The organism is Sphingobium sp. RS1, assembly GCF_056156825.1.
This window is the reverse complement of sequence record NZ_JBLZXE010000002.1, coordinates 1,292,934-1,316,516: the sequence shown is the minus strand read 5'-3', so window position 1 is coordinate 1,316,516 and position 23,583 is coordinate 1,292,934. Positions and strand designations below refer to the sequence as shown.

26 protein-coding genes are annotated in these 23,583 nt (G+C 64.9%); 16 read left to right on the top strand and 10 right to left on the bottom strand.

The window, feature by feature from the left end:
- Nucleotides 1-37 precede the first annotated feature (37 nt).
- From ACNHGR_RS07940 to ACNHGR_RS07895, 10 genes are all read left to right on the top strand, one after another.
- Nucleotides 38-445 (top strand): phage major tail protein, TP901-1 family, encoded by a 408-nt coding sequence (locus tag ACNHGR_RS07940; RefSeq protein WP_184265749.1) that lies wholly within the window; start codon nucleotides 38-40, stop codon nucleotides 443-445.
- Nucleotides 442-756, top strand: coding sequence for a gene transfer agent family protein (locus ACNHGR_RS07935; RefSeq protein ID WP_475285228.1), 315 nt, complete (start codon nucleotides 442-444; stop codon nucleotides 754-756). Before ACNHGR_RS07940 ends, ACNHGR_RS07935 begins: the two co-directional genes overlap by 4 nt.
- Complete coding sequence (locus tag ACNHGR_RS07930) at nucleotides 753-950, top strand: phage tail assembly chaperone (RefSeq protein WP_475285226.1); 198 nt, start codon at nucleotides 753-755, stop codon at nucleotides 948-950. Before ACNHGR_RS07935 ends, ACNHGR_RS07930 begins: the two co-directional genes overlap by 4 nt.
- Before the next feature lie 87 nt (nucleotides 951-1,037).
- On the top strand, nucleotides 1,038-1,592 hold the full coding sequence (locus ACNHGR_RS07925) for a tail tape measure protein (protein WP_184265743.1): 555 nt from the start codon (nucleotides 1,038-1,040) through the stop codon (nucleotides 1,590-1,592).
- A complete protein-coding gene (locus tag ACNHGR_RS07920) occupies nucleotides 1,592-3,922 on the top strand; it encodes a DUF2460 domain-containing protein (protein WP_475285224.1) in 2,331 nt (776 codons plus the stop codon). Before ACNHGR_RS07925 ends, ACNHGR_RS07920 begins: the two co-directional genes overlap by 1 nt.
- Nucleotides 3,919-4,734, top strand: a complete 816-nt coding sequence (locus tag ACNHGR_RS07915) for a DUF2163 domain-containing protein (RefSeq protein ID WP_475285223.1) — start codon at nucleotides 3,919-3,921, stop codon at nucleotides 4,732-4,734. Before ACNHGR_RS07920 ends, ACNHGR_RS07915 begins: the two co-directional genes overlap by 4 nt.
- Complete coding sequence (locus ACNHGR_RS07910) at nucleotides 4,731-5,108, top strand: NlpC/P60 family protein (protein ID WP_475285221.1); 378 nt, start codon at nucleotides 4,731-4,733, stop codon at nucleotides 5,106-5,108. Before ACNHGR_RS07915 ends, ACNHGR_RS07910 begins: the two co-directional genes overlap by 4 nt.
- A 161-nt stretch (nucleotides 5,109-5,269) precedes the next feature.
- Nucleotides 5,270-7,468 (top strand): phage tail protein, encoded by a 2,199-nt coding sequence (locus tag ACNHGR_RS07905; protein ID WP_475285219.1) that lies wholly within the window; start codon nucleotides 5,270-5,272, stop codon nucleotides 7,466-7,468.
- 27 nt (nucleotides 7,469-7,495) lie between these two features.
- The gene (locus ACNHGR_RS07900; protein WP_475285217.1) at nucleotides 7,496-7,993 is read left to right on the top strand and encodes a DUF2793 domain-containing protein; all 498 of its coding nucleotides are present in this window, start codon (nucleotides 7,496-7,498) and stop codon (nucleotides 7,991-7,993) included.
- A gap of 200 nt (nucleotides 7,994-8,193) precedes the next feature.
- A complete protein-coding gene (locus ACNHGR_RS07895; protein ID WP_184265727.1) occupies nucleotides 8,194-9,270 on the top strand; it encodes an OmpA family protein in 1,077 nt (358 codons plus the stop codon).
- Nucleotides 9,271-9,535: 265 nt separating this feature from the next.
- Here the strand turns inward: ACNHGR_RS07895 and ACNHGR_RS07890 are convergent, their stop codons facing one another.
- Complete coding sequence (locus tag ACNHGR_RS07890; protein WP_475285215.1) at nucleotides 9,536-9,799, bottom strand: hypothetical protein; 264 nt, start codon at nucleotides 9,797-9,799, stop codon at nucleotides 9,536-9,538.
- A gap of 516 nt (nucleotides 9,800-10,315) precedes the next feature.
- Here ACNHGR_RS07890 and ACNHGR_RS07885 point away from each other — a divergent pair.
- Together ACNHGR_RS07885 and ACNHGR_RS07880 are read left to right on the top strand one after the other, a co-directional pair.
- A complete protein-coding gene (locus ACNHGR_RS07885) occupies nucleotides 10,316-10,849 on the top strand; it encodes a superoxide dismutase family protein (RefSeq protein WP_475285213.1) in 534 nt (177 codons plus the stop codon).
- 244 nt (nucleotides 10,850-11,093) lie between these two features.
- Nucleotides 11,094-11,936: a hypothetical protein gene (locus ACNHGR_RS07880; RefSeq protein WP_475285211.1), complete on the top strand. Its 843-nt coding sequence runs from the start codon at nucleotides 11,094-11,096 to the stop codon at nucleotides 11,934-11,936.
- 186 nt (nucleotides 11,937-12,122) lie between these two features.
- Here ACNHGR_RS07880 and ACNHGR_RS07875 read toward each other — a convergent pair whose 3' ends face one another.
- From ACNHGR_RS07875 to ACNHGR_RS07855, 5 genes are all read right to left on the bottom strand, one after another.
- Nucleotides 12,123-12,482 (bottom strand): YciI family protein, encoded by a 360-nt coding sequence (locus ACNHGR_RS07875; protein ID WP_475285209.1) that lies wholly within the window; start codon nucleotides 12,480-12,482, stop codon nucleotides 12,123-12,125.
- 146 nt (nucleotides 12,483-12,628) lie between these two features.
- Nucleotides 12,629-13,507, bottom strand: a complete 879-nt coding sequence (mmsB, locus tag ACNHGR_RS07870) for a 3-hydroxyisobutyrate dehydrogenase (protein ID WP_475285207.1) — start codon at nucleotides 13,505-13,507, stop codon at nucleotides 12,629-12,631.
- 84 nt (nucleotides 13,508-13,591) lie between these two features.
- The gene (locus ACNHGR_RS07865) at nucleotides 13,592-14,371 is read right to left on the bottom strand and encodes an enoyl-CoA hydratase-related protein (protein ID WP_475285206.1); all 780 of its coding nucleotides are present in this window, start codon (nucleotides 14,369-14,371) and stop codon (nucleotides 13,592-13,594) included.
- Complete coding sequence (locus ACNHGR_RS07860; protein ID WP_475285204.1) at nucleotides 14,361-15,455, bottom strand: enoyl-CoA hydratase/isomerase family protein; 1,095 nt, start codon at nucleotides 15,453-15,455, stop codon at nucleotides 14,361-14,363. The genes ACNHGR_RS07865 and ACNHGR_RS07860 overlap by 11 nt, the downstream gene beginning before the upstream one ends.
- An 11-nt stretch (nucleotides 15,456-15,466) precedes the next feature.
- Nucleotides 15,467-16,609, bottom strand: coding sequence for an acyl-CoA dehydrogenase family protein (locus ACNHGR_RS07855; protein WP_475285202.1), 1,143 nt, complete (start codon nucleotides 16,607-16,609; stop codon nucleotides 15,467-15,469).
- Nucleotides 16,610-16,677: 68 nt separating this feature from the next.
- Between ACNHGR_RS07855 and ACNHGR_RS07850 the strand changes: the two genes are divergently transcribed.
- On the top strand, nucleotides 16,678-16,983 hold the full coding sequence (locus ACNHGR_RS07850; protein ID WP_475285200.1) for a GIY-YIG nuclease family protein: 306 nt from the start codon (nucleotides 16,678-16,680) through the stop codon (nucleotides 16,981-16,983).
- Nucleotides 16,984-17,051: 68 nt separating this feature from the next.
- On the opposite strand, the gene ACNHGR_RS07845 is transcribed toward ACNHGR_RS07850, so the two are convergent.
- Nucleotides 17,052-18,548 carry a CoA-acylating methylmalonate-semialdehyde dehydrogenase gene (locus tag ACNHGR_RS07845; protein ID WP_475285199.1) on the bottom strand — a complete coding sequence of 499 codons (1,497 nt, stop codon included), beginning with the start codon at nucleotides 18,546-18,548 and terminating at the stop codon, nucleotides 17,052-17,054.
- Between the two features lie 101 nt (nucleotides 18,549-18,649).
- Between ACNHGR_RS07845 and ACNHGR_RS07840 the strand changes: the two genes are divergently transcribed.
- Nucleotides 18,650-19,525 (top strand): LysR family transcriptional regulator, encoded by an 876-nt coding sequence (locus tag ACNHGR_RS07840; RefSeq protein WP_184265698.1) that lies wholly within the window; start codon nucleotides 18,650-18,652, stop codon nucleotides 19,523-19,525.
- Between the two features lie 97 nt (nucleotides 19,526-19,622).
- Here ACNHGR_RS07840 and ACNHGR_RS07835 read toward each other — a convergent pair whose 3' ends face one another.
- Nucleotides 19,623-20,267, bottom strand: a complete 645-nt coding sequence (locus ACNHGR_RS07835; RefSeq protein WP_184265696.1) for a DedA family protein — start codon at nucleotides 20,265-20,267, stop codon at nucleotides 19,623-19,625.
- Between ACNHGR_RS07835 and ACNHGR_RS07830 the strand changes: the two genes are divergently transcribed.
- Both ACNHGR_RS07830 and ACNHGR_RS07825 read left to right on the top strand, forming a co-directional pair.
- The gene (locus ACNHGR_RS07830; protein ID WP_184265694.1) at nucleotides 20,266-20,442 is read left to right on the top strand and encodes a hypothetical protein; all 177 of its coding nucleotides are present in this window, start codon (nucleotides 20,266-20,268) and stop codon (nucleotides 20,440-20,442) included. The genes ACNHGR_RS07835 and ACNHGR_RS07830 overlap by 2 nt on opposite strands.
- A 50-nt stretch (nucleotides 20,443-20,492) precedes the next feature.
- On the top strand, nucleotides 20,493-21,146 hold the full coding sequence (locus tag ACNHGR_RS07825) for a YjbE family putative metal transport protein (protein WP_475285196.1): 654 nt from the start codon (nucleotides 20,493-20,495) through the stop codon (nucleotides 21,144-21,146).
- On the opposite strand, the gene ACNHGR_RS07820 is transcribed toward ACNHGR_RS07825, so the two are convergent.
- The gene (locus tag ACNHGR_RS07820) at nucleotides 21,130-22,170 is read right to left on the bottom strand and encodes an AbrB family transcriptional regulator (protein WP_475288360.1); all 1,041 of its coding nucleotides are present in this window, start codon (nucleotides 22,168-22,170) and stop codon (nucleotides 21,130-21,132) included. The genes ACNHGR_RS07825 and ACNHGR_RS07820 overlap by 17 nt on opposite strands.
- Nucleotides 22,171-22,261: 91 nt before the next feature.
- A complete protein-coding gene (locus ACNHGR_RS07815; RefSeq protein ID WP_184265690.1) occupies nucleotides 22,262-23,569 on the bottom strand; it encodes a CitMHS family transporter in 1,308 nt (435 codons plus the stop codon).
- Nucleotides 23,570-23,583 lie beyond the last annotated feature (14 nt).

Below are 23,583 nucleotides of genomic sequence, written 5' to 3'. Positions count from 1 at the left end.
GTTTCCGACGCGGGATCGCTTGTCTGGAGAATGCGCCATGGGCGTCGAAAAGGGAAGTGCGTTTCTGTTGAAAGTGGGCGATGGCAACATGCCCGCAACATATGCGACGGTGGCCGGCATGCGGACCACGCAACTGTCCGTCAATGGCGAGGCGGTGAACATCACCAGCAAGGATTCGGGCGGCTGGCGCGAATTGCTGTCGGGGGCCGGGGTGCGGTCCGTCAGCGTATCGGCGGCGGGGCTGTTCACCGGGTCGGCGGCGGAGGTGCGCATCCGCAATCATGCACTGTCGGGCACGATCGAGGATTATGAACTGAGCTTCGAGAGCGGCGAGCGGATGCGCGGGCGCTTTCTGGTCACGCGGCTGGACTATGCCGGCGATTATAATGGGGAGCGCAATTATGCGCTGAGCCTGGAAAGCAGCGGCGCGGTGGTGAGCGAATGAGCGCCGGGGTAGTGAACCCCATGCGGGGCGAAGCGGCGCTGGACCTGGGCGGGGAGCGGCTGGCGCTGCGGCCGAGTTTCGGGGCGCTGGTGGCGGCCGAGGCGGAACTGGGGCCGCTGTTCGATCTGGTCGAGCGGGCGGCGGACGGGAAATTGTCGCTGGCCGATCTGGTCGCGCTGTTCTGGCATTGTCTGGTGGATCGCGACGCGCTGAGCCGCGAGGCGCTGGGCGAGGCGATCGTCGCGGTGGGGCTGGCGAAGGTGACGCCGGCGCTCAAGGCCATATTGCAACAGATATTGGCGGGGAAGTGACGCGCTTTGCCGACGGGGCGGGGCGGCTGGCGGGGGTGGCCGGATGGCTGCTGGGCTGGCGCCCCGAGGAGTTCTGGCGCGCGACCCCGGCGGAACTGGCGGCGGTGCTGCGTGCGGCGCGGGGGGAGGAAGCGCCGGAGAGCGGGATGGATGGAGCGGAGTTGAGGCGGTTGATGGGGGTGATGCCGGATTGAGGGCATGAAGGTGGGTGTGTGGGGCACGCCCCCACCCCAACCCCTCCCCTAAAAAGGGGAGGGGCTTTCCAAGGAAAGGCCATGGGGATGGACGAGGACATCGAGACTTTGGTGGTGCGGGTACGGGCCGATACGCAGGGGCTGAGCCGGGATGTCGAGGCGATGCGGGCGGGGCTGGAAGGGCCGCTGGGCGACGGGGCGGACCGGGCCGGGCGGCGGATCGAGCAGGGGCTGATGCGGGCGGTACGGACCGGCAAATTCGGGTTCGAGGATCTGCGGCGCATTGCCGTCAGCGTGCTCGACGAGATTGCGGCCAGCGCGCTGCGGTCGGCCGTGGGGGGCGGGGGCAGCGGCGCGGGCGGGCTGGCGAGCCTGGGCGCATCGGTGCTGACGTCGGTGCTGGGCCTGCCGGGGCGGGCGACGGGCGGGCCGGTGGCGCCGGGGCGGGCCTATATGGTCGGCGAGCGGGGGCCGGAAATGTTCGTGCCGACGTCCAGCGGGCAGGTGGTGGCCCATGGCGGTGGCGCGCGGGATGTGCGGGTGAGCATTGCGGTCAATGGACGCGGGGGCGAGAGCGAGCCGCGATTGCTGGCGCGCAGCGCACGGCAGGTGGCGCGGGCGGTGAAGGGGGCGCTGGGCTGATGGGGGACATAGGCTATTGGCTGGCGGACGCGCGGCGGGGGCAGGATATGCGCTGGATGAAGCGCTTTGCCGCGACGCACTGGACCGTCAATTTCCCGCGCCCGATGATGGCGAGCGTCGTCACGACCGGGCCGGATGCGTTGCGGGTGGATGCGGTCTTCTACGGGTCGGGCGATCTGGCGGGGCTGATCTGGGACGCGGCGGATAGGTGGAGCCATCCGCTGCTGGCCTATGAGACGCGGCGGGACTTCCGGGATTGTAGCCTGTCCTTCCGCTGGCGCAGTGGGGGCGTGCGGCGGCTGGACGAGACGCACGGGCCGACGCTGACGATCGAGGGGCGGGATGAGGCAGGGGCTCCGCGCGCCTGGTATGTGCGCTTGTGGAATTATGCGAGCGGTGGCCCGGAAGATGCGGTCATTACGCTGGATTTTGCCGCGCTGACGGGCGGATATGATTTGCCGGAGGATGACGATCCGGTGTGGGCGGGCGATGTCGACCGGATGTTCATTTCGCTGGTGCCGCCCGGCTATGACGAGGGGGATACGCCCTTTGCCGTTGCGGTCGAGGGCTGGGCGGAACTGAGCGACATCGTCTGCGACGGGGCGGGATCGGTGCTGGCGGTGGGCGACGTGATGCTGCCCGAACATGGGCTGTCGATGGCGACCGGCTATGACGATTGCTTCAACCAGACGCCCGAGCGGGTCGTCGGCGCCATTCATGCGCTGGGCTATCGCGGGGCGATCAACCATTATGTCGGGATGAGCCATTATTTCCGGCTCGAACGACTGGGCGACGGGCTTTACGTCAGTCTGGCGGGCGGGGTGCTGAACGCGGCCTGTGCAGCCTGGCATCGGGATTTTGCAATCCGGGCGAAGGCACTGGGGTTCGATATCATCTGGTCGCTGTCCTATGAATTGTTCGACGCCCATTGCTGGAACGACTGGAAGCAGCGGGCGGAGAATGGCGATCCGGCGCTGACCGGATGGTCGCCGCCTTCGACCCTGCTGTCGCCAGCGCATATGGGCGCGATGGCCTATGTGCAGGCAGTAGCGGGTGCCTTTGTTACCATGGGGTTGGAGGCAGGCCTGCCGATCCTGTTTCAGGTCGGTGAACCCTGGTGGTGGGTGATGCCGGGGGACGGGCGGATATGCCTGTATGACGATGCGGCAAGGGCGGCGCTGGGCGGCAGTCCGGTGTCGATCTCAAGCGTCTGGGCAGAAATGGATGCGGAACAATGTGCGTTGCTGGATGCGGCGGGTGCCTTGCTGGCGGCGTCGACGGCGGCGCTGTGTGCAGCGGTGAAGGCGGTGGCGTCGGGGGCTGTGACACATTTGCTCGCCTATCTGCCGACCATATTGGACCCGCGCGCGCCGGAGGCCAAGCGGGCGAACATGCCGGTCGGGTGGGCGGCACCGGCCTTCGATGTGCTGCAACTGGAAGATTATGACTGGGTGACCGAAGGCAGGCCCGGCCTGACCGCGCAGGGGGTGGCGCTGGCGACGGCGCGTCTTGGCTATCCGATCGGTGAGCAGCATTATTTTTCCGGCTTCGTGCTGTTGCCGGAGCAGGCCGGGCAATGGGCGCGGATCGCCGACGCGGCGCAGGCGGCGATGGCGCGGGGGACGGCGCAGACCTTTATCTGGGCGCTGCCGCAAGTCTGTCGCGACGGCTTTACCTGCTTCAGCATTGGTGGAGAGGATGCGATGCAAGCCTTTGACGATATAGTTTTTCCGATCGCGATCGGTAGCCAGGCGAGCGTGTCGCCGGCCTTTTCGACGCAGATCGTGGAGAGCCCTTCGGGACATGAGCGGCGCAGTGCCGACTGGGCGGATGCGCGGCTGTCCTATGATGCCGGGCCGGGGGTGCGATCGGAGGCGGATATCGCCGCGCTGATCGCCTTCTTCCGGGCACGGCGGGGCGCGGCGCGCGGTTTTCGCTTCACCGATCCCTATGATGATCGCAGCGGCGCGCCGGGCACTGCGCCGGAGCCGATCGACCAGCGGATCGGCGTGGGCGACGGGGTGACGGCCGAGTTCCCGCTGATGCGCCATTATGGTGTGGGGGAAGAAGCGCAGGCGCGGCGCATTACACGGCCGGTGCCGGGCAGCATCCGCGTGGCCGCCGATGGGGTGGAATGGACCGAGGGGTGGAGCCACGCCGGGCTGGGCGTGATCCTGTTCGACACAGCGCCGGCCGAGGGGGTGGTGCTGACCGCCGGCTATCGGTTCGACGTGCCGGTGCGTTTTGCCGAAGATCGGCTGGATATCAATCGCGCGACATTCGCGGCGGGCGAGGCGCCGTCGGTGATGCTGGTGGAGATACGCGAATGAGCGATCTGGCAAGGCTGAGCGAACCGCTGAATACGCTGGCTTTCTGCTGGCGCATCGAGCGGCGGGATGGGGTGACGATCGGTTTGACGAGCCATGATCGCGATCTGGTGATCGGTGGGCTGACCTATCGCGCGGCGCCGGGGATGACGCCATCGGCGGTGCGCAGCGGCATTGGGCTGGAGGGCGAGGATAGCGATGTCGCGGGCGCGCTGACCAGCGATGCGATCGGTGAGGCGGACCTGATGGCCGGGCGATGGGATGGCGCGGCGCTGGAGTTGCGGCTGACGCAGTGGGAGGCGCCGGGCGCGTTGTGGCTGCTGCTGGCGCGCGGCGAAATGGGGGCAGTGGCGTGCAAGGGCGGAGCGTTCACGGCGGAATTGCTGGGCGCGGCGGCGGTGCTGGGCGGGCCGGTGGTGCCATCCACCTCGCCCGATTGCCGGGCAAGGCTGGGCGACATGGCCTGCCGGGTCGATATGGCCGGGCGCCGGCGGATTGTGGCGGTTGCGGGTGTCGAGGAGGCAGATGTCGCGATCGCCGGGCTGGAGGCGGGCGCCTATGCGTTCGGGACGTTGCGATGGTTGAGCGGGGCCAATGCCGGGCTGGTACAGGCAGTGGTGGACAATGACGTGGGCGGCGTGAGTTTGAGCGATCCGCCGGCCTTTGCGGTGATGGCGGGGACGCTGGCGCTGCTGACGGAAGGGTGCGACCGGCAACTGGCGACCTGCGCCGGGCGCTTTGGCAATGCGGTGAATTTTCGCGGCGAACCCTATTTGCCGGGCATGGACCTGCTGACCCGCTATCCCGGCGCATGAACGCGGTAGTCGAGCGCGCGCGGGCGATGATCGGCGTGCCGTTCCGGTTGCATGGGCGCAGCATGGCGGGACTGGACTGTGTGGGACTGGCGGCGGTGGCGCTGGGGCGGGTGGCGTCGCCAGACGTGCCCTGCGCCTATGGGTTGCGTAGCGGGGATGTCGCACGGGCGGAGGCGTGGCTGCGGGCGGCGGGGTTGCGGCTGGTGGAGGCCGCGCTGCCGGGCGATCTGGCGCTGGTGCGACCGGGACCGTTGCAACTGCATCTGATGATCGGGACGGGGGCGGGATTCATTCATGCCCATGCCGGCTTGCGGCGGGTGGTGGAAATGCCGGGGGCGTCGCCATGGCCGGTGCTCGGCTGGTGGCGGGCCTGACCGGCGACATTCAACCCATGCGGGCCTGCAAAACGCGCTTTTCTCCGCTCCGGAGCTCAAAAATCCCGGTGTTCGGCTCCACCTGAACTGAATGTCGATCGGTCAGGCGAGATGCGTAATTCCGCCACCAAATAAGCAAAAGTCGAGGTTAGGAGGCATATATGGCGACGGTGGTGCTGACGGCGGTGGGGACTGCGCTGGGCGGGCCGATCGGCGCGGCGATCGGGGCGGTGATCGGTAACGTCATCGACAATCAGATCCTGTTCAAGCCCAAGGGGCGCGAGGGTGCGCGCCTGTCCGACCTGCAAGTGCAGACATCGAGTTACGGGACGCAGGTGCCCAGGCTGTTCGGCACGATGCGGGTGGCGGGCACGGTGATCTGGGCCACGGACCTGAAGGAGGTGAAAAGCAGGAGTGGCGGCGGCAAGGGGCGGCCGAGCGTGACCAGTTACAGCTATTCGGCCAGTTTTGCGGTGGCGCTGTCGGCGCGGACGATCGGTCAGGTGAAGCGGATCTGGGCCGACGGCAATCTGCTGCGCGGGGCGGCCGGGGATTTCAAGACGGAATTGTCGGCCTTTCGCATCCATACAGGCGGGGAGGACCAGCCGGTCGATCCTTTGATGGCGGCGGCCGAGGGGGCGAGTATGACGCCGGCGCATCGCGGCATCGCCTATGTGCTGTTCGAGGATCTGGCGCTGGCAGATTATGGCAATCGCATCCCGTCGCTGACATTCGAGGTGGAGGCCGACGGAGCGGCGGTTACGATCGGGACAATGGCGGAGGCGTTGAGCGAGGGGCGGCTGGGTGGCGAAGCGCTGGCCGCCGTCGATGGCTTTGCCGCGAGCGGGAATGACGTGCGGGCGGCGATCGCGCCGCTGGTCGAGGCGCATGGGCTGGCGCTGCGATCGGACGAGGCCGGCCTGCGGCTGACGGCGGCAAATCCTGTGGCCGAGGGCGAGATCGATGCCGGGACGCTGGCGCGGCGGGTGAACGGGCAGGACATCGACCCGGTCGAGCGATCGGGCGCGGCGGCCGACGCCGTGCCGGTCGCGCTGAGCCTGCGCCATTATGACGCTGCGCGCGACTATCAGGCCGGGGTGCAGCGGGTGACGCGGCCGGGGCCGGGGCGGCAGGAACAGGGGGTGGAATTGCCCGCCGTGATGGCGGCCGATGCCGCACGGGTGCTGGCGACCGAGCGGCTGGCGGGCGGATGGACCGGACGGGTGACGATGGGGCTGCGCTGCGACTGGCGGGCGCTGGCCTTCGAGCCGGGGGCAGTGGTGACCGTGGCTGAAGCGCCGGGGCTGTGGCGGATCGAGGAACGCGAATGGGAGGCGATGGCGGTGCGGCTGGCGCTGCGCCGGGTGCCGGGCGCAGGCGGGGTGTTGCCGACGGGCGCGTCTTCCGGCGCGATCGTACGGCAGGTGGATGCGCCCCATGGGGTGACGACCCTGATGCTGGCGGACCTGCCGCCGATCCGGGACGGAGTGACGAGTGCGCCCCTGCTGGTTGCGGCGGCGAGCGGCGGGGCAGGATGGCGCAGCGCGGCCTTGTTCGTGATGAGCGAAAGTGGCGAGGCGATGCCGATCGGACGCAGCGCGCTGCGGGCGGTGATGGGCGTGACGGAAGCGGCCTTGCCCGAGGGGAGCGCGACGCTGGTGGACCGGCGCCATGGCCTGACCGTGACCTTGCTGGCCGAGGATATGGAACTGAACGGCGCGGATGAAGCGGCGCTGGGGCAAGGGCGGAACCTGTGCCTGGTAGGGCGGGAACTGGTGCAGTTCGAGACGGCGGAGCGGATCGGCCCGGAACGCTATCGGCTGAGCGGGCTGCGCCGGGGGGTGCGCGGGACCGAATGGGCGATGGCGGCGCATGGGGTTGGCGAGCCGTTCCTGCTGATCGAGGACGATCGGTTGGTCGAGCCACTGGCGGCGCTGGGCAGCGCGGGCGAAGCGGGTGCGACGCTGCGGGTGGCGGCGGTCGGGCTGGGCGATGTCGCGCCAGTCGAGGCTGCGCTGACGATCGAGGGGGCGGCGTTGATGCCGCCATCGCCGGTGCATTTGCGGGTGCGGCCGGAAAGCGGGGGCTGGCGGCTGGATTGGGTCAGGCGCAGTCGTGCGGGGTGGCGCTGGAACAGCGGTGGCGACGTGCCGCTGGGCGAGGAAACGGAGCGCTATGCCATCCGTCTGCTCGATGGCGGGTTGGTCGTGCGAAGCAGCGAGAGTGCGATGCCGCGATGGACCTATGACGCCGCGATGATCGCGGCGGATGGCAGTGTGGGGCGAACCATGACGGCGGAGGTGCGGCAATTGGGAATGCTGGCGCCGGGGCGGGCGGCGCGGATCGGCTTTGTCGCCTGAGCGAGATCAAGATGAGGAGGACAGGATATGGACGGAACGGCACGCTGGGCATTGCCCCTGTTGTTCGCGGGGCAGGCGCAGAAGGAAATCACGCATAACGAAGCGCTTGTGCTGGTCGATGCGTTGCTGCACGGCCGGGTGGAGAGTGCCGATCTGGACAATCCGCCCGGAGCGCCGGCAATCGGCCAATGCTGGATCGTGGCCGGCGGCGCATCGGGTGACTGGGCCGGGCACGCAGGAGCGGTCGCGCTGTGGACCGACGGCGGATGGCGCTTCATCGCGCCGCGCACCGGCCTGTCCGTCGCGGTGGCGGACCGGGGGCACGACCTTTTTCACGACGGGACAGAATGGCGGGGCAGCGCGATCCGAGACGATGGCCTGTATATGAACGAAGACAAAGTGGTTGGGGGGCAAATGGCGGCTATCGCCGGACCGACGGGCGGCAGCGTGATTGATGCCGAGTTGCGCTCAACCGTCGCCGCCATTCTGGAAGCCTTGCGCGGCCATGGCCTGATCGCGAGCTAATATTACGCTATTGTGTTTTTCTTGTTGCGGCGCCGCGTCAATAGTCTAGGATTCCTCCGCATTAGCTGGGAAAGCCTCTGCTTGCCGAGCTAGTGCGTTATTTTTGCAACGGTTTCACTAATTGTGGACTTGCCATGAAACCTTCTCGCGATTACAGGGTTTCAGCAGTCCTTCGTGACACTCTTGAAAGGGGAATTCAAATGCGGAAGCTTGCCCTCGCGGCTGCGCTTGCGACCAGTGCCCTGGCCACCCCGGCCTTGGCGCGTGACAACAGCTGGTATGTTGGCGTTGACGCCGGCGTGCTGCTGGTCGAAGACCAGAACCTGACCTTCTCGTCCGTCCCTCCGGGCGGTTCGGCGGTTCCGTCGATCGATTACCACAAGGGTTATGATTTCGACGCCAACATCGGCTACGATTTCGGCGGTTTCCGTCTGGAGGCCGAAGCGGCCTACAAGCGCGCCAAGATCGACTTCGACAAGACCGGCGGCGGCTTCGGCGGCGCAGCTTCGGCTCTGTCGTTCATGCTGAACGGCCTGCTCGACTTCGGTCCCGATGACGGCCTGCAGGGCTTCGTCGGCGGCGGTGTCGGCGTGTCGCGCGGCAAGCTGGCTTCGGACATCGTGAACGACAGCGACACCGGCTTCGCCTGGCAGGCGATCGCGGGCGTTCGCTACCCGGTCACCAGCAATGTCGACGTCTCGCTGAAGTATCGCTTCTTCAACCAGGATGACATCAAGCTCATCCCGGCTTACCAGAGCATCTACGGCCAGGCCGGTTCGACCGCTGACACCCGTCTGCGCACGCACAGCCTGCTGCTCGGCCTGACCTACAACTTCGGTGGTGAACCGGCTGCTCCGCCGCCGCCCCCGCCGCCGCCCCCGCCGCCCCCGCCGCCCCCGCCGCCTCCGCCGCCGCCGGTGGCCGAGTGCAACCCGGGGCCGTACATTGTCTTCTTCGAATGGGACAAGTCGGACATCACGCCTGACGCCGCCACCATTCTGGACAACGCGGTTTCGGCCTACAGCAGCTGCGGCAGCGCCCAGGTCATGCTGGCCGGTCACGCTGACCGTTCGGGTTCGGCCTCGTACAACGTCGGCCTCTCGCAGCGCCGCGCTGACGCGGTCAAGGCTTATCTCGCCTCGAAGGGTATCCCTGACGGCGTGATGACCACTCAGGCCTTCGGTGAATCGAAGCCGCGCGTCGACACCGCGGACGGCGTTCGCGAAGTCCAGAACCGTCGCGTGGAAATCAGCTACGGTCCGGGTTCGGGCATGTAAGCCGATTTCCATTCCTCGGAATGGAAACATATTGGGGGCCGGTCTTCAGGGACTGGCCCCTTTTATTTTGCCTGCGGCAGATCGCCCGTTGTCATTTGTTATCCCGAACGCCTTTTACTGTTGGCCAAGACAGGATGGGCCGGGCGGCCAGCGTTGTGACGGGTGGGGCAGGGAGAATGACAAGTTGGAGGTATGAGGGAGGCGGTCTGAAGACTGATTTTGCGATCGTGGGACCGGAGCGCTGCATCCGCTCATCCTCTTCGCGTCAAGTGGATGCGTTCAATCCGTCATGAAGCAGCTGGAGAATGGCGTCGCCCTCCGCTGAGCTGGAGATCAGGCAAGGCTCGTTCCAGTCATCCGCGAAGGTGAAGTGGCTCCCGCCAAAATGATAGCTTTTGCAGGCGGGATAGCGGCGGATGTCGGGCGCGCCATAAGCCTGACGGATTAACGTCATCAGCAGCGCTGCGTCGGTGGCTGCGAACTCCAGGCTATAATGACCGTCGGAAAGGCGCAGCAAGGTGGCCGGCATGGTCTTAGAGCCTCATGATATGAGGTTGATCTACGTCGTCCTTGCGAGCGTAGCGAAGCAATCCAATGGCGCAACGATCATTTGGTTGGGCGTCGCCCGCCTTCGGCCCACCATGCTCGCAAGCACGAACCAATGTGAAGCCATCCTGCGCTAGAGCAGCTTTCGATCCGATTGCATCAGATCGGCTGCTCTAAGTTTTTGGTTTACCGCGTTTTCCGAGCCAGCAGATGATGCAATCTGCTTCGAAAATGCTCTGGCAAGGGCGCAGATATTGTTGCCCGCAGGCGCGGGCAGGCGGTTGGCCAGAGTTATGGCATGAAGCAAAGCAAGCGGACGGACGCGGATCGCTTGCGATAGCGGTTCAGTGCACGGGTCGCCAAAATATGTTTTATTATTGCCTCGCAAAATCATTTGTTCCGCGTCAGTCAGGTGGTGACAAATCGGTTCGAATGGGCAACAAAAAGCCTGTTGCAGCGTTCGCGATCATATCCTTCCCCTTTCCCCTGGGAGTCTGTCATGAAATTTCTTCCGCTCGTCGTCGCCCTGCCTGTTGCCCTTGCTACGTCAGCCTGCGCGACGACGGCCGATACCCCTGCGGCGCCGACCGCTTCGGCGAAGCTGGCAGCGGGCGACGGTACCGCGCGGGGCACGGCGAGTGTGACGCAGGCGGCCGATGGCCTGCATGTCGTGGTCAAGGCCATGGGCGTGACGCCGGGCATCCATGCCGTCCATATCCATACGACCGGACAGTGCGCCGGCCCCGATTTCACCACCGCCGGCGGGCATTGGAACCCGACCGCGCACAAGCATGGCAAGGATAATCCGGCCGGTCCGCATATGGGCGATATGCCCAATATGACGGTCGGATCGGACGGTACCGGCGCGATCGAATATGTCGTCGCTGGCGGCACGATCAGCGAAGGCGCATCGCCGTTGCTGGACAGCGATGGCGCTGCGATCGTGATCCATGCGCAGGCGGACGATTATGCTACCGACCCCACCGGCAATGCCGGCGGCCGCGTGGCGTGCGGCGTGCTGACCAAGGGGTGAGGACCGTGTCGCGCCGCTGATGGCGCGGTTTGATGATGCGGCGCCCGGGTCGTGTCCTGAGAGGGATACGGTCCGGGCGTCTTGCTGTCTGGGGCCTGGTGCTGATGGGGACGGGGCTTCCGATCGGCGCGCCCTTTCCGCCGCCGTTCGCGGCGGCATGATCTGTGCGGCTGATGGCAGATATGGGCTATCGGGCGGCAAGATCGGATCTATTCTCTTCTCACGAACATGGGGAGGGGACAGGATGCGATTGGGATCTGGCGTGGCGCGATCGCTGATCGGCATATTGGCGATGGGCGGGATGGCGGGCACGTCCGATGCCCGTATGGCCGCCGATATTTCCAAGATGGAGGCGCGCCCCCTGCCGGCCGCCAAGGTCAGGCGACGCGTGATGGATCAACTGTCCGCCATCCTGACGGAGCAGCGATTTCCGCGAAAAGTGCAACCGAAGCGGTTGCTGACCGACATGGCTTTCATCACGAAACCGAGTGCGACCTCGGTTCCCGGCCTGTGCCGGATCGACCGGTTGACCCTGTCGTTTCGGTCTGACGATGACAGGGCTGGCGACGCCAGCACACCGGTTTCGGTGCATGGATTTGAAACGACGCATTTCTATCATTTCAAGCGTCCGCCGTCAGAATCCTTCGGCAGCATCGTCGATTGGAACAAGGGAAAGCGTGACGGGCAATGCCGGGATGCCACCTTGTCGGATGATCCCTTTTTCTCCGCACCCGACGATCGGGTCGCGACCGATGGCTATATGATGGCGCATCGGGCGATGGATGCGATCATTGCGGGCGATCCGCCTTTCTCCCTGTCCTGCGACCTGTATCCGATCGAAGCCGGACGGCCGTGTAGCGACGTGATGCGCGAGGTTCGCGCGGCGCCCATATCCTCCATCGAGGCTTGCGAAACAGACCTGCCGGATCATCAATCCGACCTCTGCTATCGCGCCTATGTGGGCGATCGGTCGCTGCGCATTCTGGCGAGCGGCCATATTAATGGGCCAAACAGCCTGCCGCCCTTGACGGTCAGGAAGGTCGTCATGGAGTCGCTCATCGTGATGACGCATGAGCGGGTGGATTAAGCATTTAGCGCATTTTGAAATCATGCAGAATAGATGACGATCCGCAAAATACGGAAAATAAAGAAGTTTAGGGCGCGCTGAGTTGAATTTGACGCGGGTCGCGCGCTTCAGCTTTTTGTTGCCGCATCCTTTTAAGCGGAAAACTGGTTCCCACTTTTCCGCAGGATGCTTCAAGGCCGGCGCGCCTCAGTTCAGTTCATGGAACGGGCGGATTTCGATCTCGCTTGGTCCGGGCATGGGGTTGGGGCAGCGCTTTACCCAGGCGACAGCTTCATCCATGTCCTTGACCTCCCAGAGCCAGAAGCCGGCGACCAGTTGGCCGGGCTCCGAAAATGGGCCGTCGATGACGGTGCGTTCGGGGCCAGCGAAGGCCACCCGCTTGCCCTTTGATGAGGGAGCGAGGCCATCGGCCATGATGAGAATGCCGGCGTCGCGCAGGGCGTCGTTGAAACGCCCCATCGCTTCCATCATCGCATCCGTCTCCGGCGTGGGATGATAGCCTTTCTCGCTGTCCTCGGTCGCTTTCACCAACACCATCACGCGCATCGCCTTCTCTCCCTTTCGGTCCGGCACACCAGCCGGCATAGGCATGAAGCGGCAATTGTTCGGAAATCTCCGTCGTGGCGCAAATAAATTTATCGGGGCGGGACAGGCGGGTGCGTGAAGATGCGCGCCACCTGTCCCTGCCGCTGTCAGCTCAGCAACTGGATCATGGAGGAGAAGTCGCGTCCGCCTTCGCCCTTGTTGACCAGCAACTGATAGAGGCTTTCGGCCTGCGCGCCCATCGGCACGCTCGCATTGACGGACGATGCCGCCTCCATGGCCAGCTTCAGATCCTTGAGCATCAACGCGACGGCGAAGCCCCCCTGATAATCGGCATCGGCGGGCGTTTGCGGGCCGACGCCGGGCAACGGGCAATAGCTGGTCATCGACCAGCTCTGTCCCGACGATACGCTGGAAATGTCATAGAAAGTCTGCGGATCGAGGCCGATCTTCTGTGCCATGGCAAAGGCTTCGCAGGTCGCCACCATCGTCGCGCCGAGCAGCATGTTGTTGCAGATTTTCGCGGCCTGCCCATTGCCCGCGCCGCCGGCGTGGATCACCGCCTTGCCCATGGCCGACAGGATCGGCCTGGCCTTGGCGAAAGCGTCATCCTGTCCGCCGACCATGAAGGTCAGGGTGCCGCCATTGGCCGCGGCGATGCCACCGGACACGGGCGCATCGACCATTTCGAACCCCTTCGCCACGGCGGCGGCGATGACCCGGCGGGCGGTCGCCACATCGATGGTCGAACAGTCCAGGAACAGGGCACCAGCCTTGGCCGCGCCGAATATCTCGTCATTATAGACGCCTTCGACATGCTTGCCGGCGGGCAGCATGGTCACCACCGCATCGGCGCCGGTCGCCGCATCGGCGGCGCTGGTGGCGCGGACCGCACCAGCAGCCTCCGCCTTGGCCAGCGCATCGTCCGACAGGTCGAAGGCGCGCACGGCAAAGCCGTTCCTGACCAGATTGGCGGCCATGCCACCGCCCATATTGCCAAGGCCGATAAAGGCGATTGTCTGCGTCATATCCTGCTCCTTACAGCGATCGTCCTTGGGCGATCATGCTTGCTCATCTTTCACCCATCGCGGCCTGTGTCAGCCGCCGGGCAATCAGCGTCCCTTCCAGACGCCGGCGCGCTTTTCGACGAAGGCGGTCATGCCTTCCTTCTTGTCTTCGGTCGCGGTCAGTATCTGGAACAGGCGCCGTTCGGTCAGCAGTCCCTGCGCCAGCCCGGTTTCGAAGGCGATGTTGACCATTTCCTTGTTCACCATCGCAGCCATCGGCGGCAGCGCGGCGATCGTCGCAGCGGTCCTAAGCGCGTCGTCCAGCAAATCGGCGGCGGGCACGATGCGGCTCACCAGCCCCGAACGTTCGGCTTCGGCCGCATCCATCATCCGGCCGGTGAGGCACATGTCCATCGCCTTCGCCTTGCCCACGGCGCGGGTCAGGCGCTGCGATCCGCCCATACCCGGCGCCACGCCCAGCTTGATCTCAGGCTGGCCGAACTTCGCCGTGTCGCCCGCGATGATGAAATCCGCCATCATCGCCAGTTCGCAGCCGCCGCCCAGCGCAAAGCCCTGCACGGCCGCGATCCACGGCTTGCGGGTGGCGACCACGCCGGTCTGCCAGCCGGAAAAGAAATCCTCCAGGAAGAAGTCGGCGGCCTGCTTGTCGACCATCTCCTTGATGTCGGCACCCGCCGCAAACGCCTTTTCGCCGCTGCCGGTCAGAACTGCGCAACGCTGGGTCGGGTCCGCATCATAGGCGGCGAAGGCGGCGCTCAGATCCTTCAGCACCTGGCTGTTCAGCGCATTGAGCGCCTGCGGCCGGTTGAGCGTGATGAGCGTGACTGCATCGCGCTGTTCGACGAGTATGGTTTCATAGGTCATGGCAGGTTTCCGTCTGAGGCAGAGGGGTCCATTCCTTTTCCGGCGCCAACGGCGCGAAAAGGCTGTCGATCAGGGCGTCGTCCACCGCCTCCGGCGTGGCAGGCGTCCATTGCGGCGCATTATCCTTGTCGAAGATCACCGCACGCACGCCTTCCACGAAATCGGGCCGGCGGATGATGTGACAGGCAAGGCGATATTCGTTGCGCATATTGTCGGCGAAATCGGTAAAGGCCGCGCCCTCGGCCAGCTGGCGCAATGCGACCTTGACAGTCTGCGGCGATTTGGTGGCGAGCACGGCACGTTGTTTCTGTGCCCATTCCGACCCGTCCGCCTGTAGCGCGGCCAATATATCCTCATAGCGGTCCGACGCGAACAGATGATCTATCCGGTCGCGTTGCGCCATCAGGCGGGACTCTGGTGCCGCCTCATTCGCGCGCTCCAGAAGTGCCGGCAAGGCGGCTGGATCGGCCAATATCCCGGCTTTGAGCGCGTTCAGTCTGTCCGATCCGACATAATGGGTCGCGATGCCGATGGCCGCGCAGTCCGCCCCGTCGATCCGCGATCCCGTCGCCGCCAGCCAGGCGCCGATGCGGCCGGGCAGGCGCGGCAGGAACCAGCCGCCGCCGACGTCGGGGAACAGGCCGATACCGGTTTCGGGCATGGCGAAGCTCGTCCGCTCGGTCGCCACACGATAGCGGCAGGGCAGGGACAGGCCGACGCCGCCGCCCATGACGATGCCGTCGACGAAGGCGACGATCGGCTTGTCATAGACGAACAGCAGATGGTTCATCCGATATTCGACATGGAAGAAGCGCTCGGCCTCGACGCAATCGCTCTTGGCGCTGTTGGCGATCAGCGCAATGTCGCCGCCTGCGCAGAAGCCGCGCGACAATTTGGGATCGCCATCGGCCGCGGGCAGGTGGTCGATCATCACGGCGACCACCGCCGGATCGTCCCGCCATGCCAGCAGCGCCTGATTGATCGCCTCGCACATGTCGGGGGTCAGTGCATGGATCGCCTTAGGGCGGTTCAGCCGGATACGGCCGACGCCATTGTCGATGATGGTCAGGACTTGGTCGGTCATGGCCTTCTCCTTCACGGACGCAGCATGTCGCGGGCGACGATCATGCGCATCACCTGATTGGTACCCTCCAGGATCGAATGGACGCGCAGGTCGCGCCAGATGCGTTCGATCGGATAGTCCATCAGATAGCCATAGCCGCCATGCAATTGCAGCGCGCGATCCACTACCGAAGAGCCGGTATCGGTGGCAAAGCGCTTGGCCATGGCGGCAAAGCGCGTCTTGTCTGGTGCATTGTCCGTCACCTTGACGGCGGCGGCGTAGAGCAGGGTGCGCGCGGCCTCCAGTTCGGTCTGCATGTCGGCCAGCGTGAATTGCGTATTCTGGAAATCGGCGATCGACTGGCCGAATTGCTTGCGGTCCTTTGTGTACTGGACGGCCTCGTCAATGGCGCGCTGCGCACCACCGAGCGAGCAGGCGCCGATGTTGAGACGGCCACCGTCCAGCCCCATCATCGCGATGCGGAATCCTTCGCCCTCGCTGCCGACCAGATTTTCGACCGGCACGCGCACGCCGTCGAAATTGACCTGCGCGGTCGGTTGGCTGTGCCAGCCCAGCTTGCGTTCCTGCGCGCCGAAGCTGACGCCCGGCATGTCCTTTTCGATGACGAGGCAGCTAATGCCCCTGGCGCCATCCTCACCGGTGCGGACCATGACGACATAGATGTCGTTTTCGCCACCGCCGGAAATGAACTGCTTCGATCCGGTCACGACATAATGGTCGCCGTCCCGCACTGCCTTGGTCTTGAGCGCGGCGGCATCCGATCCCGCGCCGGCTTCGGTCAGGCAGTAGCTGGCCATGCGCGTCATCGGAACCAGATCGGGCAGATATTTGTCCTTCACCGCCTGGCTGCCGAACCGGTCGATCATCCACGCGCCCATATTGTGAATGGAGATGAAGGCGCTGGTCGACGGACAGCCATAGGCCATCGCTTCCATGATGAGCGCCGCTTCCAGCCGGCCAAGGCCGATGCCGCCCGCCTCCTCCGATACATAGATGCCGCCAAAGCCTAATTCCGCCGCCGCGCGGATCGTGTCGCGCGGGAAGATATGCTTTTCGTCCCACTCCGCCGCATGCGGCGTGATCGCATCGGCGGTGAAGCGCTGCGCCATTTCCTGAATGGCTCGCTGGTCGTCGGTCAGGTCGAATTGTGTCATGCTGACTTGTCCATGCAAAAAATTCCGTCATGCTGACGAAAGTCAGCATCCATTAGCGCGGCGTTGGAATGGATCGTCAACCGAGCGTCTATATTCTGGCTAGCGGGCGTCACGGCACCATCTATATCGGTGTGACGTCCGATCTGATGGCGCGCCTGCATCAGCATCGCTTTGGTCTGATCGACGGGTTCACATCGCGCTATGGTGTGAAACGGCTGGTTCATTTCGAGGTCGCCGACACGATGGAGGCGGCGATCATTCGCGAGAAACGGTTGAAAGCGTGGCGGCGCGACTGGAAGGTCGCGCTGATCGAGAAGGACAATCCCTTCTGGGAAGATCGGGCCATCATGCTCGGATTTCCGCCTCTGTCGTAGCGCAGAATGGATCCTGACTTTCGTCAGGATGACGAGGAAGGAGAGGCGGAGCCTCTCCCTCAAACCCATCAGCCCATGGTCGGGATGACGAAAGCGCTGTCGCCGGTGCCGCCGCCGTCGGGCCAGCGCTGGGTGATGGTCTTGACCTTCGTCCAGAACTTCACGCCTTCCATGCCGTGCTGGTTGGTGTCGCCGAAGGCCGAACGCTTCCAGCCGCCGAAGGTGTGATAGGCGACCGGCACCGGGATCGGCACGTTGATGCCCACCATACCGACATTGACGCGGGCGGCGAATTCACGCGCGGCATGGCCGTTGCGGGTGAAGATAGCGACGCCATTGCCATATTGATGTTCGCTCGGCAGTGCGAGCGCCTCCTCGAAGCTGTCCGCGCGCACCATCTGGAGCACCGGGCCGAAAATCTCTTCCTGATAGGAACGCATGGTCGGCTTCACATGGTCGAACAGCGTCGGGCCGACGAAGAAGCCTTCCTCATGCCCCTGAAGCGTGAAGCCGCGACCATCGACCACCAGTTCCGCGCCTTCGTCCACGCCCATCTGGATATAGCTTTCGATCTTCGCCTTGTGCGCGGCGGTGACGACCGGGCCATAATGGGCGTCGGGATCGGTGGAGACGCCTACGCGCAGAGCCTCGATCGCGGGGATCAGCTTTTCGCGCAGCGCGATCGCTGTCTTCTCGCCCACCGGGGTCACGACGGGGAGCGCCATGCAGCGCTCACCCGCCGACCCGAAGGCGGCGCCGGAGAGGTCATTCACCACCTGGTCGAGGTCCGCGTCCGGCATGACGATGCCATGGTTCTTCGCGCCGCCCATGGCCTGCACGCGCTTGCCGTTGTCGACGCCGCGCTTGTAGACATAATGGGCGATGTCCGACGATCCGACGAAGCTGATCGCGCCGATATCCGGATGGTCCAGGATGGCATCGACCATTTCCTTGTCACCCTGCACGACCTGAAGAATGCCTTCGGGCAGACCGGCTTCCAGGAAAAGTTCGCACAGCCGCACCGGCACCGACGGATCGCGTTCCGAAGGCTTCATGATGAAGGCATTGCCGGTCGCGATGGCGACGCCCGACATCCACAGCGGGATCATGCCGGGGAAGTTGAACGGGGTGATGCCAGCGCCGATGCCGATCGGCTGGCGGAAGCTGTAGACGTCGATGCCCGGCCCGGCGCCCTGCGTATATTCGCCCTTGAGCACATGGGGGATGCCGCAGCAAAATTCGATGACTTCCAGACCGCGCTGGATATCGCCCTTGGCGTCGGCGATCACCTTGCCATGTTCGGAGCTGAGCATATGCGCCAGCTCGTCCATATTCTTTTCGACCAGCGCCTTGAAGTTGAACATGACGCGGGCGCGGCGCTGCGGATTGACGGCGGCCCAAGCGGGCTGCGCCTTCTTCGCGGCTTCGACCGCCTTGTCGAGCAAGGCGGCGTCGCCCAGCGCGACACGGGCCTGCACCGTGCCGTTATTGGGATCGAACACGTCGCTGTACCGTGCGGCCTTGCCGTCATGGGCAAAGGCCAGCTTGTGGGAAATGTCGCGCATCAGGACCTCTCGCTAAGATTTGCGCGGATCATGCATTCATGCGATATTGCGCGCAATATATAAATTTCGCAGACTGTGTCTGCATTTTTGCAGGATGATGGATGTTCGACTGGGACGATCTGCGTATCTTTCTGACCGTGGCCCGGCTGAAACGCATGGCGCCGGCGGCGCGATCGCTGGGTGTCGATGCCACCACCATCGCCCGGCGCCTGACCCGGCTGGAACAAGCGCTGGGAACCAAGCTGTTCGAGCAGTCGGGCGGTGAGCGCGTGCTGACCCAGCGCGGGGTCGTGCTGCTGCGGCATGCCGAAAGCGTGGAGGGGGCGACGATCGACGCGCTGGTGGATGTACGCGGGGAGCAGCATAGCCTGAGCGGCCATGTCCGCCTGTCCGTTGCCGAAGGCTTCGGTACCTGGATATTGGCGCCGGGCCTGCGCCGTTTCCATGAAGAACATCCGGGCATCCATCTGGACGTGGTGACGGCGTCCGGCTTCCTCAACCCGTCCAAGCGGGAAGCGGACATGGCGGTTATGCTGGCGCGGCCGCAAAGCGGCTATCTGACGGTGCAGCGGCTCGCCGACTATCATCTGCATCTCTATGCATCGACCGATTATGTGGAACGGCATGGCCAGCCGGAGACGCGGTCCCACCTGATCGATCATACCTTGATCGGTTATGTGCCGGAATTTCTGTTCACCCCGGAACTGGACTATCTGGACGAGGTGGATACCGGGCTGGAAGCCACCTTGCGATCCAGCAGCATCGGCATCCAGCGGCGGCTGGTGATCGATGGCGCCGGCATAGGCGTGCTGCCCGATTTCATGGCAGCGCATGATGGCCGACTGACCCGCATATTGGCCGACATGGTGGAAATCCGGCGCAGCTTCTGGCTGGTCACGCACCGGGACATGACGAAGCTCGCGCGCATGAGCGCCGTTTCGGACCTGTTGCGCCGACAGGTGGCGTTGAAGCTCTGATTGGGCATGGCTTCGCGCTGACAGGAGCCAGCTTCGCGCGCCCCTTCAATGGCTGCACTGGCCTTTGCCTCAGCCTATCAGCTGGTTGCCACGCCTTTTAACGGACGGATGTCTGCTTGAGCCGGAGGCGAGGCTTGCCGGCGATCCGCAATGCGATCCAGCCTGCCAGCATGGGAATGGTCAACAAGGCGCCGCCGATGAGCAGCAGATGTTCGCTTTGCAGGTCGAACTGCGCCAATTGCCCACCTGCAAAATAGCCGGGAAGCAGCAGCGCGGGCACCCACAGGATCGCCGACAGGATGTTGGCCGTCTGGAAATGGCGTTGCGGCATCTTCACCACCCCCGCGACGACCGGGACGGTGGACCGGACCGGACCCAGAAATCGCCCGATCAGAACCGACATGAAGCCATAGCGGCGGAAGAAGAGCCGCGCGCGCGCGAAAGCCAGCTTGTGCGTTTTCAACCAGCGATGGCGATAGATGGCCGGGCCGATGCGGCGACCCAATGCGTAGGAAGTCCAGTCCCCCAGGATCGCCCCGATCACGGCACAGGCGAACACCGGTGCCGGATCGATGATCCCGGCGCCGATCAGTCCGCCGATCGCGATCATCGTCGCAATGGCCGGGACGAACAGGCCGATCACGACCAGCGACTCGAAAAAGGCCAGCAGTCCGATGATCGGACCGCTCCATCCGGCATAGCGGGTGACGGCATCAAGGAGGAGGTCTGATGGGTCGGACATGCTCGATCGGTTCGATGAGAAAGGACGCAGGGTAGCGCCGCCGGATGAGCCTTTGGTTAACGAAGCGCAATGGAAAAACGATCTGCCAAAGCCGGATGGTGGCACGTGGGCGACACGCGGCTTCGGCATCTGGCGGGAAGCATGGTGCAGGGCAGGCGATCTGAAAGGTGGATGACAGGATAATCACCTAAGCATCCGCCGCATTTTTGGATGGCGAGAGGATTTATGAACGACATCTGGGCTCATATCATAGCCGATTTTTCCAATATCGGTTCGCCCGCCGCTTTGGCGGCCTTTGGTCAGGTAGTGCTGATCGACATCATGCTGGCGGCGGACAATGCCATCGTCGTCGGCGCACTGGCCGCCGGCCTGCCGCCCGCATCGCGCCGCAAGGTGATCGCCATCGGCGTGATCGCCGCACTGGTGCTGCGCATCGCCTTCGCCCTGCTGGTCACGCAACTGATGCAACTGGTCGGCCTCGTCTTTGCCGGTGGCCTGTTGCTGGTCTGGGTCGCGTGGAAGATGTGGCGTGAACTGCGTTCGGGCGGCGAAGCCGAAGATGCCGAGGATATTGCCGGCAAGGCCGCGCCCAAGGGCTTTGCGCAGGCGGCATGGGCCGTCGCCATTGCCGACGTGTCGATGAGCCTGGACAATGTGCTGGCGGTCGCCGGCGCCGCCCGCGAGCATCCGGGCATATTGGTGGTCGGCCTGATCCTGTCGGTTGCGCTGATGGGCGTGGCGGCGAACCTGCTGGCCCGCGTCATCGAACGTTATCGCGCGATCGCCTATTTCGGCCTGGTCGTGATCCTCTATGTCGCCGGCAAGATGATCTATGAAGGGGTGATCGATCCGGCGACGGGCCTCATGACTCTTTTCTGATATCCATGAGCCTGAACCCGAGTGGTGCGCCGATCAGGACCAGCACCACCCGGGTCAGGTGATGAATGATGACCACGCCGGGTTCCAGCGCCAGGCTGAGTGCCACCATGCTCATTTCGGCGAGGCCGCCGGGCGAATAGGCCAGCGTCAGCAGGATCGGGTCCAGCCCGGTCAGCGCGCTGACCCCGGCCGCCCAGGCGAATGTGACCGCCAGCAGGATCAATGTCGATCCCGCCGCCAGCGCCAATGTGCGCAGCAGCGCCTTCAATGTCAGGCCGACGAAGCGGCAGCCGATGGTAGCGCCAAGGCCGACCTGCGCGGCGGCCAGCGCCCAGCCGGGAATGCGGAAGTCGGCCAGCCCGCTCATATGCACGGCCGCACTGACCGCTAGCGGCCCGACCAGATGCCAGGCGGGCAGGCGCAGCAACTTCCCGACCAGCAGCCCCAGTCCCACGCAGCCCGCCGCCCAGAACAGCAGGCTCCAGTTGGCGACTTCTCCCGTCACGGCAGCGGCCGGCGCGATGGCGACCGGCGCATGGTCCAGCCGGATAAGGAAGGGCAGGATGAACACGACCAGAAAGATGCGCGCGCCATGGATCAGGCCCAGAGCGCGCTCGTCGGCCCCGCGTTCGCCGCCCATCACCACCATTTCGGCAATACCGCCGGGCATGCCGGCGAAATAGGCCGTCACCGGGTCGAACTTGGCAACCGTGCGGAAATAGGTGACGCACAGCAGTGCGGCACTGGCCAGGAAGAAGGGCAGGGCGATGAGCGGAACGATCCAGTTACTCGCCTGTGTGCCCAGATGCGGACCGAAGCTGCTGCCCAGCACCACGCCGATGACGGCCGCCATCGGGCGACGGCTGGCGGACGACGCTCGGATGGGCAGGCCCGCAACGCTGGCGATGGCGCAGGCGGCCATCGATCCCAGTACCCAGGGCAGGGGCGCGCCGATCCAATGGAACAGCGCGCCGCCCCCTGCGCCCACGGCCAGTGCCGCGAGAAAAGGGAGAAGCGCGCCGATGCCATCCGACCATGATCCGATCGATTGAGGGCGGATCATGGTCTAATTCCTTATATATGCGTGACTTTCCAAGCGGCCGGATGCCCCCTTGTCAGGCGACGAAGGGGAAGGCCAGCGCGATCATGCCGACCAGCGTCATCACGATGCAGACCGCCGCGGCGGGCAACAGGGTGAAGCGCTGATGGTCAGCCAGGTCGATCCCGGCCAGGCTGACCAGCAGATAGGTGGACGGCACCAGCGGGCTGAGCAGATGAACCGGCTGGCCCATCAGCGACGCGCGGGCGATCGCCATCGGATCGACGCCATAATGGGCGCCGGCTTCGGCCAGGATCGGCAGCATGCCGAAATAGAAGGCGTCGTTGGAGATGAAGAAGGTGAAGGGCATGGACAGCAAGGCCGTGATCGGCGCCATATACGGCCCCAATGCGGGCGGGATGAAGCCCACCACTTCCTTGCTCATGGCTTCCACCATGCCGGTGCCGCCGAGGATGCCGGTGAAGATGCCGGCAGCAAAGATCAGCGATACGACCGACAGGACATTGCCGGCATGGGCGGCGATCCGTTCCTTCTGCTGCGCAACGCCGGGATAGTTGACGATCATGGCGATCGCGAAGGCGATCATCATCAGCACCGAGAGCGGCAGGATACCCCAGACCAGCAGGCCGAGCAGGGCGATCACCAGCACCGCATTCACCTTGCGCAGGTGCGGGCGACGGGCTTCGGGATATTGCGAAACGCCAAGGTCGGCGATGTCGACCGCCTCGCGCTGCGGCAGGTGGACATGGCCGAGGCGACGGCGCTCCTTGATCCCGAACCAGAAGGCGAGGCCGAGCAGGAAGGCAAGGCCCGCGATCATGCCGGGGATCAGCGGCAGGAACAGCGTTGCCGCGTCCAGCTTCAGCGCGCTCGCGGCGCGAGCCGTGGGGCCGCCCCACGGCGTCAGGTTCATGATCCCGCTCGTCACCATCAGCAGGCAGACGAGGTAGATGCGCTTCATGTCGAACCGCTTGTACAGTGGCAGCAGCGCGGCGCAGGTGATGATGTAGGTGGTCGACCCGTCACCATCCAGGCTGACGATCGCGCACAGCACCACCGATCCCAGCAGGATCAGCAGCGGGTCGCCATGCACCAGCTTCACCAGCCGGCCGACGAGTGGATCGAACAGGCCGGTGTCCGTCATGGTCGAAAAGAACAGGATGGCGAACAGCAGCATCACGCCGGTCGGTGCCAGATTCTTGATGCCGTCGATCATCATGTCGCCAAGGCCGGCGGCCTGGCCGGCGACGACGCCGAACAGGGACGGGATGACGATCAACGCCACCAGCGGCGTCATCTTTTTGGTCATGATCAGCGTCATGAAGGTGGCGACCATCAGGAAGCCGAGCAGGGCAAGGTTCATCGCTGCATCCTTGA

Coding starts and splice junctions, on each gene's coding strand:
- ACNHGR_RS07885 (WP_475285213.1), top strand. CDS start 10,316: ATGAAATTTCTTCCGCTCGTCGTCGCCCTGCCTGTTGCCCTTGCTACG.
- ACNHGR_RS07825 (WP_475285196.1), top strand. CDS start 20,493: ATGAACGACATCTGGGCTCATATCATAGCCGATTTTTCCAATATCGGT.
- ACNHGR_RS07830 (WP_184265694.1), top strand. CDS start 20,266: ATGCTCGATCGGTTCGATGAGAAAGGACGCAGGGTAGCGCCGCCGGAT.
- ACNHGR_RS07850 (WP_475285200.1), top strand. CDS start 16,678: ATGGATCGTCAACCGAGCGTCTATATTCTGGCTAGCGGGCGTCACGGC.
- ACNHGR_RS07865 (WP_475285206.1), bottom strand. CDS start 14,371: ATGACCTATGAAACCATACTCGTCGAACAGCGCGATGCAGTCACGCTC.
- ACNHGR_RS07840 (WP_184265698.1), top strand. CDS start 18,650: ATGTTCGACTGGGACGATCTGCGTATCTTTCTGACCGTGGCCCGGCTG.
- mmsB (WP_475285207.1), bottom strand. CDS start 13,507: ATGACGCAGACAATCGCCTTTATCGGCCTTGGCAATATGGGCGGTGGC.
- ACNHGR_RS07835 (WP_184265696.1), bottom strand. CDS start 20,267: ATGTCCGACCCATCAGACCTCCTCCTTGATGCCGTCACCCGCTATGCC.
- ACNHGR_RS07845 (WP_475285199.1), bottom strand. CDS start 18,548: ATGCGCGACATTTCCCACAAGCTGGCCTTTGCCCATGACGGCAAGGCC.
- ACNHGR_RS07910 (WP_475285221.1), top strand. CDS start 4,731: ATGAACGCGGTAGTCGAGCGCGCGCGGGCGATGATCGGCGTGCCGTTC.
- ACNHGR_RS07855 (WP_475285202.1), bottom strand. CDS start 16,609: ATGACACAATTCGACCTGACCGACGACCAGCGAGCCATTCAGGAAATG.
- ACNHGR_RS07915 (WP_475285223.1), top strand. CDS start 3,919: ATGAGCGATCTGGCAAGGCTGAGCGAACCGCTGAATACGCTGGCTTTC.
- ACNHGR_RS07925 (WP_184265743.1), top strand. CDS start 1,038: ATGGACGAGGACATCGAGACTTTGGTGGTGCGGGTACGGGCCGATACG.
- ACNHGR_RS07920 (WP_475285224.1), top strand. CDS start 1,592: ATGGGGGACATAGGCTATTGGCTGGCGGACGCGCGGCGGGGGCAGGAT.
- ACNHGR_RS07935 (WP_475285228.1), top strand. CDS start 442: ATGAGCGCCGGGGTAGTGAACCCCATGCGGGGCGAAGCGGCGCTGGAC.
- ACNHGR_RS07900 (WP_475285217.1), top strand. CDS start 7,496: ATGGACGGAACGGCACGCTGGGCATTGCCCCTGTTGTTCGCGGGGCAG.
- ACNHGR_RS07905 (WP_475285219.1), top strand. CDS start 5,270: ATGGCGACGGTGGTGCTGACGGCGGTGGGGACTGCGCTGGGCGGGCCG.
- ACNHGR_RS07875 (WP_475285209.1), bottom strand. CDS start 12,482: ATGCGCGTGATGGTGTTGGTGAAAGCGACCGAGGACAGCGAGAAAGGC.
- ACNHGR_RS07895 (WP_184265727.1), top strand. CDS start 8,194: ATGCGGAAGCTTGCCCTCGCGGCTGCGCTTGCGACCAGTGCCCTGGCC.
- ACNHGR_RS07880 (WP_475285211.1), top strand. CDS start 11,094: ATGCGATTGGGATCTGGCGTGGCGCGATCGCTGATCGGCATATTGGCG.
- ACNHGR_RS07890 (WP_475285215.1), bottom strand. CDS start 9,799: ATGCCGGCCACCTTGCTGCGCCTTTCCGACGGTCATTATAGCCTGGAG.
- ACNHGR_RS07940 (WP_184265749.1), top strand. CDS start 38: ATGGGCGTCGAAAAGGGAAGTGCGTTTCTGTTGAAAGTGGGCGATGGC.
- ACNHGR_RS07860 (WP_475285204.1), bottom strand. CDS start 15,455: ATGACCGACCAAGTCCTGACCATCATCGACAATGGCGTCGGCCGTATC.
- ACNHGR_RS07815 (WP_184265690.1), bottom strand. CDS start 23,569: ATGAACCTTGCCCTGCTCGGCTTCCTGATGGTCGCCACCTTCATGACG.